This window comes from Streptococcus suis, from assembly GCF_019794555.1.
GTDB classification, from domain to species: Bacteria; Bacillota; Bacilli; order Lactobacillales; family Streptococcaceae; genus Streptococcus; species Streptococcus suis_AB.
Genome location: NZ_JAIMEP010000022.1, coordinates 12133 through 32095, shown reverse-complemented (window position 1 = coordinate 32095; position 19963 = coordinate 12133). Strand labels below are relative to the sequence as shown.

The window sequence follows — 19963 nt, the reverse complement described above, 5'->3', positions numbered from 1 at the left end:
TAAATGCGGGTTCCCACTTTACTTGTCAATTCATCTTTGACTAAGTTCTTGAAATAGTTCCACGTAGGATTATACTGAATTTGTTTGAGATTTCCTTTTTCCGTCCGTGCTAATTGGTCTAATTCCTCACTAGCTTGTACTGGATCAGCTTCGTAAATCTTAATATCTCTCTCAAATCCATACTTATCCGTTCTTCGTGAATAATTCTTGAATGAATACACAACCCCATCTGGCTTTATCCACTGATCAGAATCTTCTAGATAGGTCCAGTTTTCAGGATTGGCATCACTCTTCTTATAGCTTTTCTTCTGCTCTTTCTGATAAGTTCCGTAAGGAATCAGAGGTGTTTTCTCCAGGTCATCAACGATAAAGCTATAATTTTCTTCACTACCATAACCTGCATCCGCGACAATGTGTTGAAAGAGTTCTAAGGTTTGGATGGATTGAAGAAAAGGCTTGAGTGTACGAGTGTCAGTTGGATTCGGATACAATCCGTAAGCTAAGGCAAACTGGCTGTTTGTGCCAAGTTGTAGGTTGTAGCCTGGTTTGAGCTGACCGTTCTTCATATGATCTTCTTTCATTCGCATGAATGTTGCATCGTGATCCGTTTTAGAATAGGAATTTCGCTCTTGTAGAATCTGCTTATCTCGTTCGTACTTCTGTTTCCGAACAAGAAAATCCTCTTTCAACTTTCTCTTTAGTTTTTTAATTCTTCTTCGTTTCTGTTTGTTGGCAGAGCCACCTTTGATGACTTTAGGCTCTTGTGAGATAGCTTCTTCCACCTCGTCCAATACTTGTTCGGTTTCTTGTAGGAGTTGTTTGAGCCCCTCGCTAGTGAGGCATTCTTCCTTGGACAAGGCAGTATTCACCCCTTCTTGAACTAGTTTGTCATAAAGGGCAGAAATGTTTCCATTCAAGGCATCTTCATAGCGTTCAACGGCCTTTTTCCACGTGAAAGAATACTTGTTGGCATCAGCTTCTACCTTAGTCCCGTCAATGAAGAGAGCCTCATCTTCAATCAATCCATTCTCTCTGAGGAGGAGGGTGAAGTAGATGAAGGCAGTTTTGATGAGCTGATTGGCATGTGTGCTAGCCCGAAAGCTATTTATGGTCCGATAACAGACATAGGTATCCTGACTCAGCCATTTCATAGGAATAACTTCTTCATTCATTTGAACGATTTTCCGACCAGAGAATACCTGACGAGCATAGGCGAACAGTGTCATTTTAAGCAACATAGCTGGATGAAAGGCTGGACGACCTGTGTGGGAAGTTTCTTCCAGTAGAACGGATTGAGGAATGGTATCCACAAACTGACTAATCAGACGTACCTCATGTGTAGTAGGTAAGTCCCAAGCAATATTTAATTCCAAACTAAGCTGATTTGTGTTATACTGTTTATACATTTTCATGACTTTCTAGTTGTTTTGTCGTTATTATAATTATAAAGCATGAAGTGGAAAACGAGCAACTCCTAATTGGAATTGCTCGTTTTTTTATTGTGAGAAGCTAGTTTTTGCCCAGCCTCTTCTTTATTTTCAGCTGTCCATAAGGACAATTTTTGGCTTAAAAGGTTGGAGATTGGAACTGCCGGCAGGCAGTTTTCTTTATACTCAAAATTCCGGGGGACAGTCATTTTTATTAAAAGGCTGGAGATTGGAACTGCCAGTAGGCAGTTTTCTTTTTATCTAGGCTCTTTGTCAACTGTAGTGGGTAGATGAAAAGCTAACACCTAGAGAGGACGAAATTCGTTCTCTCATTTTATCTAAAAAAATAGTAGCACTTTTTTTATACTATAGTAAAATGAAACAAAAGTAGTACATTTGTGGTATAATGTATTTATGGCATATTCATTAGATTTTCGTAAAAAAGTTCTCGCATACTGTGAGAAAACAGGCAGTATTACTGAAGCATCTGTTGTTTTCGATATTTCACGCAACACCATCTATCAATGGCTAAAATTAATGGAGAGTACAGGCGAGCTTCATCACCAAGTTAAGGGAACCAAACCAAGAAAAGTTGATAGAGAAAAATTAAAGAACTATCTTGAAGCTCATCCAGATGCTTTTTTGACTGAAATAGCTTCTGAATTTGGCTGTCATCCAACAGCTATTCATTACGCTCTCAAAGCTATGGGATATACTCGAAAAAAAAGAGCTGTACCTACTATGAACAAGACCCTGAGAAAGTAAATCAGTTCCTAAAAGAATTTAATAACTTAAGTCACATGACACCTGTTTATATTGACGAGACAGGGTTTGAGACATATTTTCATCGAGAATATGGTCGCTCTTTGAAAGGTCAGTTGATCACAGGTCAGGTCTCTGGAAGAAGATTCCAGCGGCTATCTTTAGTCGCAGGTCTTATAAACGGTGAGATTATAGCCCCAATGACCTACAAAGAAACCATGACTAGTGACTTTTTCGAAGCTTGGTTTAAAACATTCTTACTACCCACTTTAGATAGACCATCTGTTATCATTATGGACAATGCAAGGTTTCATCGGATGAGTAAGCTAAAAGAGTTATGCAAGGAGCAGGGTCATAGACTTTTACCGCTTCCTCCTTGCTCACCTGAGTATAATCCCATTGAGAAAACATGGGCTCAAATTAAAAAACACCTCAGAAAAGTATTGCCAAATTGCGATACTTTTATTGAGGCAGTTTTGTCCTGCTCTTGTTTCAATTAACTATAAAAGGGTAGAAATTCCAGGGGACAGTCATTTTTATTAAAAGGTTGGAGATTGGAACTGACGGTAGGCGGAATTCTTTGTGATTTTGAGAAAAATTGATAGAATTAGGTATTTGATATAAAGATAGACTATAACAGGTCTTTAAAAATACCTATTTGAACGGTTATGGTTTTTCTGTTATCATAGAACGGTAGTAATATAAGGAGAAAGTATGTCAAATAACTTACTTGTTTTACAGTCAGATTTTGGATTGGTTGACGGCGCAGTATCTGCTATGATTGGAGTAGCACTTCAAGAATCAAGAGATCTTGTTGTTCACAATCTGACGCACGATATTACCCCCTACAATATTTTTGAGGGCTCATATCGTCTCTTCCAGACAGTGGAATACTGGCCGGAGGGAACAACTTTTGTTTCGGTTGTTGATCCAGGTGTGGGCTCCAAGAGAAAAAGCGTTGTTGCCCTAACTAATAAAAATCAGTATATTGTCACACCAGATAATGGAACCCTATCTTTTATTAAGAAACATGTTGGGATAAAAGCTGTTAGGGAAATCTCAGAAGTCGCTAATCGTCGTGCGAATACCGAGCATTCTTATACGTTCCATGGACGAGATGTTTATGCTTATACGGGTGCAAAATTAGCATCAGGGCATATTAGTTTTGAAGAAGTTGGACCAGAACTTAGTGTAGAACATATTGTCGAAATCCCAACTGTAGAAACAGAAGTCGGTTCTGATTTTGTCAAAGGTGCTATTGATATTCTTGATGTTAGATTTGGATCTCTTTGGACATCAGTCACTCGTGAAGAGTTTTACACTCTTTTGCCAGAATTTGGAGATCGCTTCGAGGTAACGATTTACAATAATGATATGCTTGTCTACCAGAATCAGGTAACATATGGAAAATCATTTGCGGATGTGCGCATAGGTCAACCCTTGCTCTATATCAACTCACTTTATCGTGTTGGACTTGCAATTAATCAAGGATCGTTCGCCAAAGCTTATAATGTCGGTGTCGGTCAGAACTGGCATATTGAAATTAGACGTATTGTCAATTAATTACTTTATTTTACAAGGAGACTTATAATGAAAAATAATTCTATTAAAACTGTTGTCGCAACTGGTATTGGTGCTGCCCTCTTTGTTGTTATTGGCTTGTTGATTAGCATTCCTACCTTTGTTCCGAACACCTATATTCAATTGCAATATGCAGTTCAATCGCTCTTGTCAATTGTTTTTGGTCCAATTGTTGGTTTCTTTGTAGGACTAATTGGTCATGCCTTTATTGATGCGCTAAGAGGTGGTTCACCTTGGTGGTCTTGGGTACTAGCTTCAGCGGTTTTTGGATTGGTGCTAGGTTTTGTGAAAAATCGTCTTCGTGTTGAGGAAGGAAATTTTGAAGGAAAAGACATCCTTGTGTTCAATGTCTTTCAGATTGTGGCAAACATTGTTTCTTGGGGTATCATTGCTCCAGTATTGGATATTGTTATTTATAGCGAACCTGCTAATAAAGTTTTTGTACAAGGTTTAGTTGCGGGCATTGCAAATAGTGTTACTGTTGCTATTGCAGGTACGATTTTATTGGCTGTGTATGCGAGAACACAAGTAAAATCTGGTAGCCTATCAAAAGACTAATAAAATAGGATGAGCTGTTACAAAACAGTTCATTTTTTCGTTGTGAAATATCAATATAGTTTTTTGTTGTATCAAAATAGGTTTCAGTTCAGATTTTTGTAATATTGACTGGTACACGATATAATCTTAGAGAGTCATTTATTAGAAATGACAGAGTTTTATCATCTATTGCAAAGATTGAGAAGGAGAAATTATGTCAAAAGACATTCGTGTATTACTTTATTATAAATATGTCCCAATTGAAAATGCGGAAGCCTATGCTGCTGAGCATCTAGCTTTCTGTAAGTCTATCGGACTAAAAGGACGTATTCTGATTGCTGATGAGGGAATCAACGGTACTGTTTCTGGTGACTATGAAACAACTCAAAAGTACATGGACTACGTTCATGCTAATCCACTCTTCAGCGATTTGTGGTTCAAGATTGATGAAGAAAATGAGCAAGCTTTCAAGAAAATGTTTGTTCGTTATAAAAAAGAAATTGTTCACCTTGGTTTGGAAGATAACGACTTTGACAACGATATAGATCCACTTGTGACAACAGGTGCCTACCTATCACCAAAAGAGTTCAAAGAAGCTCTCTTGGACGAAGATACAGTTGTTTTGGATACACGTAATGACTACGAGTATGACCTTGGTCACTTCCGTGGTGCGATCCGTCCAGACATCCGCAACTTCCGTGAGTTGCCACAATGGGTTCGTGATAACAAAGAGAAATTCATGGACAAGCGCGTAGTTGTTTACTGTACTGGTGGTGTTCGCTGTGAAAAATTCTCAGGCTGGATGGTTCGTGAAGGCTACAAGGATGTCGGCCAGCTCCACGGTGGTATCGCAACCTATGGTAAAGACCCAGAAGTTCGTGGTGAATTGTGGGATGGGAAGATGTATGTCTTTGACGAGCGTATCGCGGTCGATGTTAACCATGTTAACCCAGTTGTCGTTGGTAAGGACTGGTTCGATGGCACACCATGTGAGCGCTATGTTAACTGTGGCAATCCATTCTGTAACCGTCGTATTTTGACATCGGAAGAGAATGAACACAAGTATGTTCGAGGCTGTTCAGCTGAATGTCGTGCTCATGAGCGCAACCGTTACATCTCTGAAAACGGCTTGACTCGTCAAGAATGGGCAGAACGCTTGGAAGCAATCGGTGAGAGTTTGGCGCCTGTAAATGCTTAAAAAATAAATTGCATTGAGAAATCAGTGCAGTTTTTGTTATAAATGACATTTCTGATTGCGAAATATTGACAGAACATCTTCACAAAGGTGGAATCTAGTGATTCTTCCTTTTTTTCAGAGTCAATTTACGCTATAATAGTCCTATGAAAAAAATCATTGAGTTTAAAGATTTTACATTTAGATACCAAGCACAGCAGGAGCCAACTTTAAAGGATATTCAACTATCCATTTATCAAGGGGAGAAAGTTTTAATCATTGGACCTTCTGGCTCCGGAAAGTCAACGTTAGGGCAGTGTCTCAATGGCATTATTCCCAACATTTATAAGGGAGAACACAGTGGGAGCCTGATTTTGGATGGTCAGGAGGCTTTTGATTTATCAGTTTATGATAAATCTTTACTAGTATCAACAGTTCTTCAAGATACAGATGGACAGTTTATTGGCTTGTCGGTTGCAGAAGATCTTGCCTTTGCTCTAGAAAATGATATGGAAAGTCAACAGATTATGCATCAAAAAATAGGGAATTGGGCAGAAAGACTATCACTTACAGACTTATTAGCCCATCGGCCACAAGATTTATCTGGAGGTCAAAAGCAACGTGTCAGTTTAGCTGGAGTGTTAATAGATGAAAGCCCTATTTTATTGTTTGATGAACCACTTGCTAATTTGGATCCTAAATCAGGTCAGGATACGATTGATTTGATTGACCGACTGCATCGACAAGAAGGCACCACAACGATTATTATTGAACATCGTTTAGAAGATGTCTTGTACCGTCATGTTGATCGGGTGGTATTGATAAATGATGGTCAAATTTTATTTAACGGTAACCCAGATCAATTATTGAAGACTTCCTTGTTACAAGAAAATGGGATACGTGAACCTCTCTATATTTCTACTCTTCGAGCGTTGGGCTATCCAATTGAAGACGCAGAGCATCTTGCTTCAGTATGGGAGGTTGATGTAGCATCCTTGACTGTTGGTCAACTACCAGCTTTGCATTTTGAAAATGAGTCAGAGGAAGTATTATTAGAAGCAAACCATCTACATTTTTCCTATCCAGAGAAGCAGGTGTTAAAAGATATTAACCTTACCATTCATAAGGGTGAGCGGTTGGCAATTGTTGGAAAGAATGGTGCTGGCAAATCTACCTTAGCCAAGGCACTTTGCGGCTTTATTCAGCCTGAGGGAGAACTTTTTTGGAATGGTCAATCTATTCAGGATGATTCTATTAAAGAGCGTGCGGAGCGTATTGGATATGTACTTCAAAATCCTAACCAGATGATTAGTCAAAATATGATTTTTGATGAGGTGGCACTTGGCCTCCGTTTGCGTGGAGTAGATGAGGAAGTAGTTGAACAGCGTGTTCTCAATATATTAGAAGTTTGTGGTTTATACCCATTCCGTAAATGGCCTATATCGGCGCTTTCCTATGGTCAGAAAAAAAGGGTGACGATTGCTTCGATCTTGGTTCTCAATCCGGAAATCATTCTACTGGATGAGCCGACAGCCGGGCAGGATCAGCGACATTATCGAGAAATGATGGATTTTTTGGACCAATTAAATGCTAAAGGGCATACCATTGTCATGATTACCCATGATATGCAACTCATGCTGGATTATTCAGACAGAGCAGTTGTAGTGGTGGATGGGCAGATTATTGAAGATGCTAGTCCAGCAGAAATATTATCAGATGTTGCTGTGATAGAACAGGCCAGTTTGAAAGAAACATCTATATTCCATTTGGCAGAACGTCTTAGAGTGAATCCTTTAGAGTTGACGATGCTTTATATGCAAGAAGAGAGGAGGAACTGATGAATCGACAGTCATTAATTGGTTATCGTAATGGACAAGGTTTTATCTACAATCTTTCAGCGGTCAGTAAATTATTGTTCTTTCTAGCAGTTTCCGTCGTTGCGATGGTTACCTACGATACTCGTCTTATTTTATGCATTGCCGTGTTTTCCCTCAGCTTGTTTAAATTATCGGGCATTCGTTATCGGGATGTTTCCTTTGTTCTCTTGTTTACAACAGTATTTGCCTTGCTGAATGCATTGATGGTGTATCTATTTGCCCCAACTTATGGTGTGACGTTATATGGAGCAGAGACCGTTTTGTGGTCGGGGATTGGGACTTATTCTATTACGAGCCAGCAACTATTTTATCTGCTCAATTTGTTATTGAAATATTTTTGTACTGTTCCTGTTGCCTTGATTTTTTTAATGACGACTCATCCCAGTCAGTTTGCATCAAGTTTGAATAAAATTGGGGGTTCATATAAAGTCGCTTATGCAGTAAGTCTGACTATGCGGTATATTCCAGATATCCAAGAAGAATTTTATACTATTCGGATGTCTCAAGAGGCACGGGGTCTAGAGTTGTCTAAAAAAGGGAGATTAGTGGATCGGATAAAAGGGAATTTATCACTTGTAATCCCATTGATTTTCAGTTCTTTGGAACGAATTGATACCATATCAACTGCCATGGAATTACGGCGCTTTGGAAAAAATAAAAAGAGAACCTGGTACACCTACCAGCCTCTGAAACAAATGGATTACATCGTCTTAATGATCATTTTCCTCCTCATAGGCATTACCATTACCCTCTTTATTGCAAATCAGGGGAGATTTTATAATCCGTGGAAGTGAAATGATGAAGTTTATGAAATGTTCAACCTTTATCGTTGACAGATGATGATTATCCTGTTAAAGTAGATAATGTAAATAAGTTTAGAGTTTAAGTATCAGTTTCATCTTTTGTTTTTCCTCTTGATTCGTTTTACAAATAAATAAAAAGAGGTAACAAAAATGGTACAAGGTACAGTCAAATGGTTTAATGCAGAAAAAGGATTTGGTTTTATTTCACAAGAAAATGGACCAGATGTATTTGCACACTTTTCTGAAATTCAGTCTAATGGTTTCAAATCTTTGGAAGACGGTCAAAAAGTGACTTTTGAAGTGGAGCAAGGCCAACGTGGTCTTCAAGCAACCAATATTACAAAAATTGGATAATAAAAGAGCGGGTTTCTTAGTGAAACTCGCTTTTCTTATGTTTAAAGGGGTCTTTTATTTGGCATACCAGCTTTACGTGGAAACTTGTTTGGAGTTTCCTTTTTCTTTTCAACAATGGTCAATGTTCGTGGGTCGCCGTTCGAAAGGGTGTAATCATGGTTTTCAATCACTCTTGCAAATAGAAGATTCAGAGCGTTTTTGGCTTGAGTTAATTCATCTTCCGCACTGGAGGCTTTGAGTGCGATTAATTTTCCGTTTAGTTTAAGATATGGAATTGTCAGCTCGGACAAGATTTGCATACGAGCGACAGCGCGTGCTGTTACCAAATCAAATTGTGCTCGAAAATGTTTATCGTGTGCATAGTCCTCCGCACGACCATGGTAAAAATGAACGCCCTTAAGTCCTAGTTCTTCTGAAAGAACTTGTAAAAAGTTGATTCGTTTATTAAGAGAATCGATGATAGTAACCTCTATTTGAGGGTAGATAATTTTCATTGGTAGGCTAGGGAATCCAGCTCCAGCTCCAATATCCAAGAGCTGAATTGGCTCATTTTGAACATGACCTTGCAGGATTGGAGCGATAGAATCGTAGAAATGCTTCAGATAGACTTCGCTTTCCTCTGTAATAGCTGTCAAGTTAATTTTCTCATTCCATTCCACCAACAGTTGAAAGTAGCGATGAAATTGTTTTTTTTGTTGGTCAGTTAATTGAATGCCTTGGTCTGCCAAGGTTTTATAAAATAATTCAGGTTTCATATTCCTATCTTATCACATTTTTGAGAAAAGAAAAACCCAGAAGAATCTGGGCATCTCTTATTGGTTTGTATTTTCAGTGTTACCGTTATTCTGTTGGTTTGCTGATGTTTCAGTCTCCATTGGAGTACTATCAGATGTCTGTTCGGATTGCACAGAACTTGTTTCTGTGGTTGATTCATTAGTAGTAGATGACTCAGTTGATGTACTTGTTGTAGTGTTGTTTGACGAAGCGCTAGTTGAAGTCGATGGTGTGAAGCTATTGTAATAATTGTTATAAGCATTTTGTAAAGTAATACTATCTTTTAAATAATAATACCCACCAAAATAAACAACTTCATTTGGAACTTCCCAATCAGTAGCAGTATAATCAGAGTGCATAAAGGTCATCATATTATGGTAGACATCAGTTGCAATACGCATACTGTTATCTAAAATTGGGGTCATACGATTGGTATAACCGGTCCAAACAGCCATAGCATATTGACTGGAATAACCAATAAAATTCTCATCTGGGACAACCATGACATTATAAGCTGCTTCAGGTATCGCTGCAATAATTTGTTCTGTTTCGCTATCAGTATAGTTTGAAGTACCAGTTTTACCAGCCATTGGAATACCACTAACAGAGGCGTTGAGTCCATATCCCACCGCCATAACTGATTTCATCATATCAGTCATCAGGTAAGCTGTTTCTTCCGACATTACACGATTACCAGTAGGAGCAAATTCTTTAACAGTACCATCCGTAAAGACGATTTTGTTGACATATTGCGGTGCGAAATAGGTTCCGCCATTTGCAAAAGCAGCGTAGGCAGCTGCCATTTTTTCACTGCTTGCACCATATTCTTGACTAGTATCTGATGTATTGCTTGAGATGGCATTTGAATAATGGATTTCTGGGTAGTTGATGCCTACAGAATTCAAAAATTTTAGTGAATTTTCTAATCCGGTTGCTTCCAAGGCTTTTACAGCTGTAACGTTTCGTGAATATTGAATAGCAGATTTAACAGTTAGACTACCAAAATACTTTTTATCCCAGTTATTGACAGGTGTGCTAGTTCCAGGATAGTAATATGGTTCGTCAACAATAATGTCAGCTGTAGAAGTATATACACCCTGTTCAAATGCAGGAGCGTAATCCGTGATTGGCTTCATAGTAGAACCAAAGTCTCGATTAGTCTCTACAGCTTGATTTGTACCAAACGAAACATTGGTTGCTTGGTGTCTACCACCCAGTTGGGCAACGACTTTGCCATTTGAAACGTCGATCACAGTTGATGCCACCTGAAATAATTCATCAGGATAATTGACATACATATCTGTATTATATATATTCCACAGTTGCTGTTGAGCGGCAGGGTCGACGTTAGTATAAATATCCATTCCTGTCGTCAATAAGTTATAACCTGTGTTTTTCTGAACTTCTTCAATAACCTGTTTTAGGTAATTATCCATATAAGCAGGATAAGCTGCCTCATTGGATAATGGTTGTAATCCATCTGTAATGGGAGTGAGAATGGCTTGCTCATATTGACTACTGTCAATATATTTTTCGTCAAGCATTTCCGATAATACTAGATCACGACGGATTTTGGCATCCTCAGGGTTTGAATAGGGATCATATTGATTGGGTGCTTGTGGCATCCCTGCAAGTAGAGCTAACTGTGCTAAACTTAACTCTTTTAATTCCTTACCAAAAAATTCTTCTGCTGCAGTCTTCATTCCATATGTTCCATTTGACATATATACTTTATTCACATAGTAAGTTAGAATTTCTTGTTTTGTCTTTGTTTGCTCCAGTTGTAATGCCAACCAAGCTTCTTGGATTTTTCGCTTGATAGTTTGATCTTCTGCAGAAGTTGAAAAGTAGGTTAGTTTGATAAACTGTTGATCTAGTGTTGAACCACCTTGGAGGTTACCACCAGAAAGATTATTTAATAAAGATCCGGCTATACGGATAACATCTACACCCCTGTGATTGTAGAATCGCTGATCTTCTATGGCTACAATCGCATTAGCCAGTTCAGTTGGGATTTCTTCAGTTTTAGCGTTTGACCGTTTTTCGGTTCCTAAATCGGCGATTAACTGACCGTTCTTGTCGTAAATTTTACTAGATACAGTTGCAGTTAAGGCTTCCTCTGTTAACTTTGGAGCACTCAGAATGTATGATCCAATTAATATTGCACCGGCCAGACTGAGTAAAAGAACCAAGGCGAGAAAAATATTTACAAACATGAGCAAATATTTCTTAAAGGTTGTTGTTTTCAAAAGAGTCACCACCTAATAAATTATTTTCAATCACTGAGAGATAGGGTATGGTTGGGAAACTTCCCATCTTAATATCAAAACCATTTTGTCTGATGTAACTTAGAGGCATAGATTTTGTTCCGTTGTCTAACTGATAGAAACGAATCAGATGGACAGCAGGCAGTAGATAAGTTTCTTTCAATGATGAAAAGTGAAGAAGGACAAAGCAGATACCATCTTGATCAACGACTTGTTTCATGTGCTTGATTTGGTGAGCATGGAAATTCTTCATAGGCATTGCAGTTTTTTGACGCGTCTCTTTTGCTTCAAAATCTATGTAACGTCCTTTGAAAACTCCGGAGTAGTCTGTCGTGGATGCTTGACGGAAATAAGCTTCTACAATCTTAGCTCGACTTCGTTTGGGGTAATCAACTTTGACAATTTGAACAGGTGTTGGCTTTTTGTGAATAACAGCTAAACCATGGGTTAGATAGTATTCATTACTATCATTGATGGCTGATTCAAAAGACATACCGCGGTTCGCAAAGTTAATTTGATGATTCGATTGGGAGCTAATACTAGTGATTTTTTTTCCGGGTTGATGGGGATAATTGACCATAGAACTCCTTCTTGATAAAATAAATATCAGCATATTATATCATAATTGAAGAAAAGAGTACAAGGAATGCACACTAATAGCCTACTGATAAGTGGATATAGGCATACAGATTTAGGAATTTTCAATGATAAGGATCCTCGTATACCCATTATTAAAACAGCGATAAAAAAAAGCTTGACTCAGTTTTTAGAGGATGGAGTAGAATGGTTCATCTTTACAGGAAACTTGGGATTTGAATTTTGGACCTTAGAAACACTCAGAGAGCTTCAATCGGAAGGGTACACCTGTAAAATAGCTTGTATCTTTTTGTTTGAAAATCATGGAGAAAACTGGAATGATGCTAATCAATTAAAACTTTCACATTTTAAAACAGCTGATTTCGTAAAATATATTTATCCTTTCTATCAATCTCCAGCACAATTTCAATTTTATAATCGTTTTTTGATTGATCATACAGATGGAATTTATTTATTTTATGATAGCGAGAATGAAACAAACTTGAAATATCTTTATCATCAAGTTTTAAAAGAAGAAGAGTATACTGTTACAAAACTAAGCTTTGAAGAGTTGAATGAGCTGGCTGAAATTTTTTCAGATTTTGAGTGATTTGACTTGCTTTTTCCATGTTTTTTTTAATATAATAGACTGAGTGACGTTAATGGTAAGGGAGAGAGAGATGGCAAGTATTAAGTTGACAACTAAAGAAATTTTTGAGCAAGATTTTAAGATTGGTTTTCGTGGATATGATCAAGATGAAGTAAATGATTTTCTTGATGATATTATGAAGGACTACGATGCATACGAGGCGATTATCAAAGAATTAAAGGGTGAAATTGCACGCTTGAAAGCACAAGTAGCGAACAATTCACGAAGTACTGCTAATCCGTCCGAAGGAACAACAGATATTCTCCGTTCAGAGCGTCCATCTTCAGCGACTAATTTTGATATTCTTCGCCGTCTGAATCGACTTGAGAAGGAAGTTTTTGGCAAGCAAATTGTTCAAGATTAGGAAATAAAAACTGCAATTTTTGGATAATCGCGTGGTAGGGTACTATCATGAGGAAAGTCCATGCTAGCACTGGCTGTGATGCCAGTAGTGTTTGTGCTAGGCGAACAAATAAGCCTAGGGACGTTTTTGACGTTACGGCGATTAAAATGGCTAAGTCTTTTGATATGCTAAAGTAGATCTGAAAGTGCCACAGTGACGAAGTTTTTATGGAAACGTAAAAAATGGAACGCGGTAAACCCCACAAGTTAGCAACCCAAATTTTGGTCGGGGCATGGGATGGATGGAAACGAACAGAAATCCTGACTGTTTAGACAGTAGACAGATGATTATCGAAGGTGGTAGTACCTAGTACCACTGGAACAAAACATGGCTTACAGAAAATTGCATAAAATAGGTAGCTAGCTTTGCTAGCTTTTATTGTAGAGGAAAAAAATGAAAAAACAATTTGAGTTGATTGCAACGGCAGCAGCTGGTCTGGAAGCGGTTGTGGGTCGAGAAATTCGTAATCTTGGCTATGAATGTCAAGTGGAAAATGGCCGTGTTCGATTCCAAGGAGATGTAAAATCCATTATCGAAACCAATATCTGGCTGCGTTCAGCAGATAGAATTAAAATCATTGTTGGACAATTTCCAGCAAAGACTTTTGAAGAGTTGTTCCAAGGAGTTTTTAACTTGGACTGGGAAAATTATTTGCCACTTGGATGTAAATTTCCAATTTCAAAGGCAAAGTGTGTCAAATCGAAATTGCATAATGAGCCTAGTGTGCAGGCTATCTCTAAGAAAGCCGTCGTAAAAAAATTGCAAAAACACTTCTCACGTCCTGAAGGAGTGCCTCTGCAGGAGGTTGGAGCAGAGTTTAAAATCGAAGTGTCCATTTTGAAAGATATAGCGACAGTTATGATTGATACGACAGGTTCTAGTTTGTTCAAACGTGGTTACCGTGTAGAAAAAGGCGGTGCCCCCATTAAAGAAAATATGGCGGCAGCTATTTTACAATTATCGAACTGGTATCCAGATAAGCCATTGATTGATCCGACTTGTGGCTCTGGAACGTTTTGCATTGAAGCGGCTATGCTGGCAAAAAATATGGCGCCAGGTTTGAAGAGAAATTTTGCATTTGAGGAATGGCCATGGGTGGATAACCAACTAGTTGCTTCATTACGCAAAGTAGCGCAAGATTCTATCAAAACAGATTTGGTATTAGATATTGCAGGTTCAGATATTGATGCTCGTATGATCGAAATTGCAAAGAAGAATGCAATTTCGGCAGGAGTTGAGCAAGATATTGTTTTCAAGCAAATGCGTGTACAAGACTTGCGTACAGATAAAATTAATGGCGTCATTATTTCTAATCCACCCTACGGAGAACGTCTGTTGGATGATGAAACCATTGTTACCCTGTATCGAGAAATGGGGCAGACTTTTGAGCCACTCAAAACATGGTCTAAGTTTATCCTAACTAGTGATGAGTTGTTTGAAACCCGTTTTGGTCAGCAAGCGGATAAGAAACGCAAACTGTATAATGGTACCTTAAAAGTGGACCTTTATCAATTTTTTGGTCAGCGTATTAAACGGGAAGTTCTATGAAATGTGAGGAGGTTACAGTGGACGAAAAAAATAATTTTAAAGATTCAGGTCTAATTGAAGAAGAGGTTCTTGATTTTGAGTCAGCTAAAGATTTGACGATTGGTGAAGCTGTAAAAAAACAAAAGGAAATGGAATCAGGAATCACAGAAGAAGATAGTCTTTTGGATCGTTATATTAAACAGCATAGGGATGAGATTGAGTCTCAGAAATTTGAAACAAAGGTAAGCCCTCTACCTGTACTTGAATCGATTGAGAACGAGATGGCTGAAACAGATGAGAGACTCGCTTCAGAAGCGATCAGTGAGCCGACTATTGAAACAAATGTCACGAATGTTTCTGACGAAAAAAAAGTGATTACTTTAGATGAGACAGTTGTTATGGGGACGCTTACTCATGTTAACGAAACAGATACGAATGTTTCTCATCTTGAATTCGAAGATGATGATTGGGGACAAGCTGAGGAGGCCAAAAGAGATAGGAAGAAAATTTATTTTTGGTCAGCAGCTGGTTTATTATTTGTTAGTGTGGTAGCGACTGCTTTAGTTTGGATGAATTCCGCCAATCAACTATCATCAAATACGGATGCTAGTTCCACAAGTACTAGTCAAACCACGACCTCATCATCAACAGATGCAAATGTTACTGCTTTTGAGCAACTGTATGCTAGCTTCTTTACTGACAGTAGTTTGACAAAATTGAAGAATTCAGAATTTGGTAAGTTGACTGAGCTAAAAGCGTTACTAGATAAGCTAGATAAAAGCTCTGATAGCTATAAGAAAGCGAAAGAGCAGTATGATGCACTTGAGAAGGCAATTACAGCTATTCAAGCGACTAATGCTCAATTCGATAAAGACGTCATAGTAGATGGTGAAATCGATACAACCGCAACTGTTAAAGTAGGAGAAACACTTTCTGCAACAACAACAGGAATTAGTTCAGTAGATGCATTATTAGCTTCAGTTGTCAATTTTGGACGTTCACAGCAAGAAGTTGCTTCATCTACTTTAGAGACAGAAGCAAGTGTTGTAGCAAATAATCAAGGTGCAGAAACAGCAGTTGATACAAGTACCTCAGGTGCAGCAATAACAGCGGGAGAAGAAGTAACAACTGCAACTTCAACTTCATATGGGATTCCGATTCCAGCTGGAGTTACCTTGCAACGCGATCGTAGTCGAGTTCCGTACAATCAAGCGATGATTGATGATGCTAATAATGAGGCTTGGAATTTTACTCCGGGAACTTTAGAAAATATTGTGGCCATTTCACAACAACGTGGCTATATCACGGGCAATCAGTACATTTTGGAAAAAGTAAATATTATCAATGGTAATGGCTATTATAATATGTTTAAACCAGACGGCACCTACTTGTTCTCAATTAATTGTAAAACAGGTTATTTTGTTGGGAATGCTGCCGGTAATTCTGATGCTTTAGATTACTAATGCTTTCGAAAATCAATTTTATCTGTTGTCAAGCGCTAGTTCTAAGTTTTTGTATAAAATATCTCAACGAAAGGACTGGAGTGAAAAAAAGGAACAAATTGTAGTTGCTTCAACCCGAGTTTAGAAACTAGGAAATGAGGTAAAAATTTGAAGATGCAAGTCTCCACGATTTGTAATTCAAACTCAAAGTCTGGCTACAATATCGGTTGATTTTCATTGAGTAAAATAATTGAATAATACAAAAAGGTTTACAACCAGATTCGATGGAATAGGCTGTAAACCTTTTTTATTAAATAATGTTTCTCTCAAAGGCATCAGTAGAGATTCCTTGAGATAAAATTAATTTTGCCCATTCTTTTGCAGAGTGGAGACTGTGGTCTTTGTAGTTTCCGCATGACTCAATTGTTGTCCCTGGAACATCTTCCCAAGTAATTCCTTCAGCAATTTCCTCTAAACTTGATTTGATGACCTGAGCGATTTGAGTCGGGTCTTGTTTCCCCCACATAATCATATGGAACCCAGTTCGGCAACCGAATGGAGAACAGTCGATGAGCCCGTCAATACGTTGGCGAATCAACTTTGCCAAGAGATGTTCAATAGTATGCAAACCAGCGGTATCCATTGCGTTTTCATTCGGTTGAATCATACGAATATCAAAGTTGGTAATGATATCTCCTTTTGGTCCAACTTCTTCGGAAATTAAGCGAATATATGGCGCTTTAACAATCGTATGGTCTAATTCAAAACTTTCAACAACAACATCTTTTTTCATCGTTTCCTCCATAAATAGTGATAAATTCATTATACCATATTTATGATTTTGGAATTGTGAAATCGTTTCAAATATGGTAAAATAGAAACAGATTTTGTGAAAATCGAATATTAAGTCTATGTTAGGATGCTGTTAGAAATCAATAAATCATTTCGTTTTGACAACTGATGAAAAGAAGCAAAATAATATAGCTGAAAGAGGTAGAATATGGAAATCATTACAGTTGTAGTGACTCTTGTTTCTGCTCTCATTGGTTTAGTAATTGGTTACTTTGCCATTTCTTTGAAGATGAAAACTGCAAAAGAGGCTGCAGAATTGACACTTTTGAACGCGGAACAAGAAGCAAGTAATGTTCGAGGCCGTGCCGAAGATCAAGCTGAAGCCATCTTACAAACTGCAGAACGTGATCGTAAAACTTTGAAAAAAGAATTGCTTTTAGAAGCAAAGGAAGAGGCACGCAAGTATCGTGAAGAAATTGCAGAAGAATTTAAATCAGAGCGTCATGAATTAAAACAAATTGAGTCTCGTTTAACTGAACGAGCGAGTAATTTGGATCGTAAAGACGACAATTTAACCAACAAAGAAAAGACTTTGGAGAAAAAAGAACAGAGTCTGACTGATAAATCTAAGCACATAGATGAGCGTGAGCAAGAAGTTGCAAAGTTAGAGGAGCAAAAAGCACTAGAGTTAGAACGGGTAGCTGCCTTAAGCCAAGATGAGGCGAAGGAGATTATCTTAGCAGATACGCGTGATAAGTTATCTCATGAAATTGCTACGCGTATTAAAGAAGCAGAGCGTGAAGTAAAAGAGCGTTCTGATAAGATGGCGAAAGACCTATTAGCTCAAGCTATGCAGCGTATTTCTGGTGAATATGTTGCGGAACAGACGATTACATCTGTCCATTTGCCAGATGATGCAATGAAAGGACGTATCATTGGTCGAGAAGGTCGAAATATTCGTACATTTGAAAGTCTAACAGGGATTGATGTGATTATCGACGATACTCCGGAAGTGGTTGTTCTTTCAGGATTTGATCCAATACGTCGGGAAATCGCTCGAATGACAATGGAGACATTGTTGCAAGATGGTCGTATTCATCCGGCTCGGATTGAAGAATTAGTAGAAAAACACCGTATTGAAATGGACAATCGCATCCGTGAATATGGGGAAGCGGCTGCTTATGAAGTAGGTGCTCCAAATCTACATCCAGATTTGATAAAAATCATGGGTCGACTTCATTTCCGTACGTCTTACGGTCAAAATGTTCTTCGACATTCAATCGAAGTTGCAAAATTGGCAGGCGTGCTTGCAGCTGAATTAGGTGAAAATGTGAATTTGGCTCGCCGGGCTGGATTCTTACATGATGTTGGAAAAGCGATTGATCGAGAAGTTGATGGAAGCCATGTCGAAATCGGAACAGAATTAGCTAAAAAATACAAGGAACATCCCGTTGTTGTTAACGCAATTGCAAGTCACCACGGTGATGTTGAAGCGACAAGTACGATTGCAGTTATTGTCGCTGCGGCTGACGCTTTGAGCGCAGCCCGTCCGGGTTCACGTCGCGAATCAATGGAGGCTTACATTAAACGACTTCAAGATTTGGAAGAAATCGCAAATAGTTTTGATGGGATCAAACAATCTTATGCCATTCAAGCTGGTCGTGAGATTCGTATTATTGTGCATCCAAATAAGGTTAGTGATGATAAGATCACCATTTTGGCGCACGATATCCGTGAGAAAATTGAAAACAATTTGGATTATCCTGGAAATATAAAGATAACAGTCATTCGTGAAACGCGAGCAACAGATATTGCAAAATAAAATTTGAAAATGAATGTAAAAGAGTCTGGGTGAGATACCATCAGTATTGGATAAGTTCCGATAATTGAAGGTGAATCAAATAGGCTCTTTTCTAATTTTTATGACTACATTGAAAATGAATGTCGAAAATGTATGATTCACATTTAAAAGCAGTTGAAATTAGGACTAAATTTTGTTACACTAGAATGAAAGATTTAAAAGGAGATGTCATGCAAGAGCGAGGGTTACTCATTGTCTTTTCTGGACCATCGGGTGTTGGAAAAGGGACTGTTCGAAAGGAAATTTTTGAAAGCTCCGATAATAAGTTTGAATATTCTGTTTCCATGACGACACGTCCTCAACGACCTGGAGAGGTGGATGGCGTTGATTATTTCTTCCGTAGCCGAGAAGAATTTGAAGATTTGATTCGCCAAGGTCAAATGTTGGAATACGCTGAATATGTCGGTAATTATTATGGTACGCCTTTAACATACGTCAATGAAACTCTCGATAAGGGAATAGATGTCTTTTTAGAAATTGAAGTTCAAGGTGCCCTTCAAGTGAAGAAGAAAGTTCCAGATGGAGTTTTTATCTTTTTGACGCCACCTGATTTAGAGGAATTACAAGATCGCTTGATTGGTCGGGGAACTGATAGTGAAGAGGTAATCCGTCAACGAATTGAACGTGCAAAAGAAGAAATCGCCTTGATGCGCGAGTATGATTATGCAGTTGTCAATGACGAAGTACCATTGGCGGCTGAACGTGTCAAACGGATTATTGAAGCAGAACATTTTCGTGTAGATCGAGTAATTGGTCGCTATGATGAAATGATTCGCGAGCAAATAGCAGAACGATAATAGAAAGAGAAGAGAATCGCATTATGATGTTAAAACCGTCTATTGATACCTTGTTGGATAAGGTACCATCTAAGTATTCTTTGGTTATTCTTGAGGCTAAGCGTGCCCATGAATTGGAAGCGGGAGCGAAAGCAACCCAGGAATTTACTTCAGTAAAATCTACCCTTCGTGCTTTGGAGGAGATTGAATCAGGTAATGTAGTCATCCACCCAGACCCAGAAGCGAAACGTGAGGCTGTTCGTCGCCGTGCCGAAGAGGCTAAACGTTTGGCGGAAGAAGAAGAGCGTAAAATCAAAGCTCAGATTGCTAAAGAAAAAGAAGAAGGCGAAAAGATTTAGATATAAGACTCGGTTGGGATTG

The 19963-nt window shown here is 38.4% G+C and carries 18 protein-coding genes, 1 other RNA gene and 1 pseudogene; 15 read left to right on the top strand and 5 right to left on the bottom strand.

What is annotated here, in order from left to right; translation table 11 throughout:
• Positions 1–1406 (bottom strand): IS1182 family transposase (locus K6V48_RS08805; protein WP_222369129.1); only part of this gene is annotated, 1406 nt, incomplete at its 3' end.
• Between the two features lie 435 nt (positions 1407–1841).
• Between K6V48_RS08805 and K6V48_RS08800 the strand changes: the two genes are divergently transcribed.
• From K6V48_RS08800 to K6V48_RS08770, 7 genes and pseudogenes are all read left to right on the top strand, one after another.
• Positions 1842–2689 (top strand): IS630 family transposase gene (locus tag K6V48_RS08800; protein WP_222369123.1). Its coding sequence is split into 2 segments (ribosomal slippage): positions 1842–2145 and positions 2145–2689, totalling 849 coding nucleotides; the frame shifts between segments, so codons are not numbered across the junction.
• A 214-nt stretch (positions 2690–2903) separates the two neighbouring features.
• Positions 2904–3752, top strand: a complete 849-nt coding sequence (locus K6V48_RS08795; protein ID WP_172006298.1) for an SAM hydrolase/SAM-dependent halogenase family protein — start codon at positions 2904–2906, stop codon at positions 3750–3752.
• 18 nt (positions 3753–3770) lie between these two features.
• Positions 3771–4328 (top strand): annotated as a pseudogene (locus K6V48_RS08790) (ECF-type riboflavin transporter substrate-binding protein); the annotation flags it as partial.
• A 193-nt stretch (positions 4329–4521) separates the two neighbouring features.
• A complete protein-coding gene (gene trhO, locus K6V48_RS08785) occupies positions 4522–5505 on the top strand; it encodes an oxygen-dependent tRNA uridine(34) hydroxylase TrhO (protein ID WP_029172918.1) in 984 nt (327 codons plus the stop codon).
• A gap of 143 nt (positions 5506–5648) precedes the next feature.
• Positions 5649–7319 (top strand): ABC transporter ATP-binding protein, encoded by a 1671-nt coding sequence (locus K6V48_RS08780; RefSeq protein ID WP_222369117.1) that lies wholly within the window; start codon positions 5649–5651, stop codon positions 7317–7319.
• On the top strand, positions 7319–8152 hold the full coding sequence (locus K6V48_RS08775) for an energy-coupling factor transporter transmembrane component T family protein (RefSeq protein ID WP_222369114.1): 834 nt from the start codon (positions 7319–7321) through the stop codon (positions 8150–8152). The genes K6V48_RS08780 and K6V48_RS08775 overlap by 1 nt, the downstream gene beginning before the upstream one ends.
• Positions 8153–8311: 159 nt before the next feature.
• Positions 8312–8515, top strand: coding sequence for a cold-shock protein (locus tag K6V48_RS08770; RefSeq protein WP_024391817.1), 204 nt, complete (start codon positions 8312–8314; stop codon positions 8513–8515).
• 41 nt (positions 8516–8556) lie between these two features.
• On the opposite strand, the gene rsmG is transcribed toward K6V48_RS08770, so the two are convergent.
• The 3 genes from rsmG to recU are packed head-to-tail and all read right to left on the bottom strand — an operon-like array spanning position 8557 to position 12136.
• Positions 8557–9270, bottom strand: a complete 714-nt coding sequence (gene rsmG / locus K6V48_RS08765; protein WP_222369112.1) for a 16S rRNA (guanine(527)-N(7))-methyltransferase RsmG — start codon at positions 9268–9270, stop codon at positions 8557–8559.
• Between the two features lie 57 nt (positions 9271–9327).
• On the bottom strand, positions 9328–11505 hold the full coding sequence (gene pbp1a / locus K6V48_RS08760; RefSeq protein ID WP_261311099.1) for a penicillin-binding protein PBP1A: 2178 nt from the start codon (positions 11503–11505) through the stop codon (positions 9328–9330).
• A 13-nt stretch (positions 11506–11518) separates the two neighbouring features.
• Positions 11519–12136 carry a Holliday junction resolvase RecU gene (recU, locus tag K6V48_RS08755; protein WP_222369109.1) on the bottom strand — a complete coding sequence of 206 codons (618 nt, stop codon included), beginning with the start codon at positions 12134–12136 and terminating at the stop codon, positions 11519–11521.
• Positions 12137–12202: 66 nt separating this feature from the next.
• Here recU and K6V48_RS08750 point away from each other — a divergent pair, with 66 nt between their 5' ends.
• The 5 genes from K6V48_RS08750 to K6V48_RS12040 all read left to right on the top strand — a co-directional run bounded on the left by K6V48_RS08750 (position 12203) and on the right by K6V48_RS12040 (position 16174).
• Positions 12203–12742: an SLOG family protein gene (locus K6V48_RS08750; RefSeq protein ID WP_172039459.1), complete on the top strand. Its 540-nt coding sequence runs from the start codon at positions 12203–12205 to the stop codon at positions 12740–12742.
• A 70-nt stretch (positions 12743–12812) separates the two neighbouring features.
• The gene (gpsB, locus tag K6V48_RS08745) at positions 12813–13145 is read left to right on the top strand and encodes a cell division regulator GpsB (protein ID WP_172016780.1); all 333 of its coding nucleotides are present in this window, start codon (positions 12813–12815) and stop codon (positions 13143–13145) included.
• 15 nt (positions 13146–13160) lie between these two features.
• An RNA gene (rnpB, locus tag K6V48_RS08740) (RNase P RNA component class B) lies at positions 13161–13524 on the top strand.
• A 53-nt stretch (positions 13525–13577) separates the two neighbouring features.
• Positions 13578–14732, top strand: a complete 1155-nt coding sequence (locus K6V48_RS08735) for a THUMP domain-containing class I SAM-dependent RNA methyltransferase (protein WP_172016782.1) — start codon at positions 13578–13580, stop codon at positions 14730–14732.
• A gap of 17 nt (positions 14733–14749) precedes the next feature.
• Entirely contained in the window at positions 14750–16174 is a 1425-nt protein-coding gene (locus K6V48_RS12040; RefSeq protein WP_277942125.1) for a cell division site-positioning protein MapZ family protein, read from the top strand.
• A gap of 289 nt (positions 16175–16463) precedes the next feature.
• Here K6V48_RS12040 and K6V48_RS08725 read toward each other — a convergent pair whose 3' ends face one another.
• Positions 16464–16946, bottom strand: coding sequence for an S-ribosylhomocysteine lyase (locus K6V48_RS08725; RefSeq protein ID WP_222369105.1), 483 nt, complete (start codon positions 16944–16946; stop codon positions 16464–16466).
• A 207-nt stretch (positions 16947–17153) separates the two neighbouring features.
• On the opposite strand from K6V48_RS08725, the gene K6V48_RS08720 reads away from it, so the two are divergent.
• From K6V48_RS08720 to rpoZ, 3 genes are all read left to right on the top strand, one after another.
• A complete protein-coding gene (locus K6V48_RS08720) occupies positions 17154–18767 on the top strand; it encodes a ribonuclease Y (RefSeq protein ID WP_024403910.1) in 1614 nt (537 codons plus the stop codon).
• 209 nt (positions 18768–18976) lie between these two features.
• Positions 18977–19603 (top strand): guanylate kinase, encoded by a 627-nt coding sequence (gmk, locus tag K6V48_RS08715; RefSeq protein WP_171989522.1) that lies wholly within the window; start codon positions 18977–18979, stop codon positions 19601–19603.
• Between the two features lie 23 nt (positions 19604–19626).
• On the top strand, positions 19627–19941 hold the full coding sequence (gene rpoZ, locus K6V48_RS08710) for a DNA-directed RNA polymerase subunit omega (protein ID WP_172016790.1): 315 nt from the start codon (positions 19627–19629) through the stop codon (positions 19939–19941).
• Positions 19942–19963 lie beyond the last annotated feature (22 nt).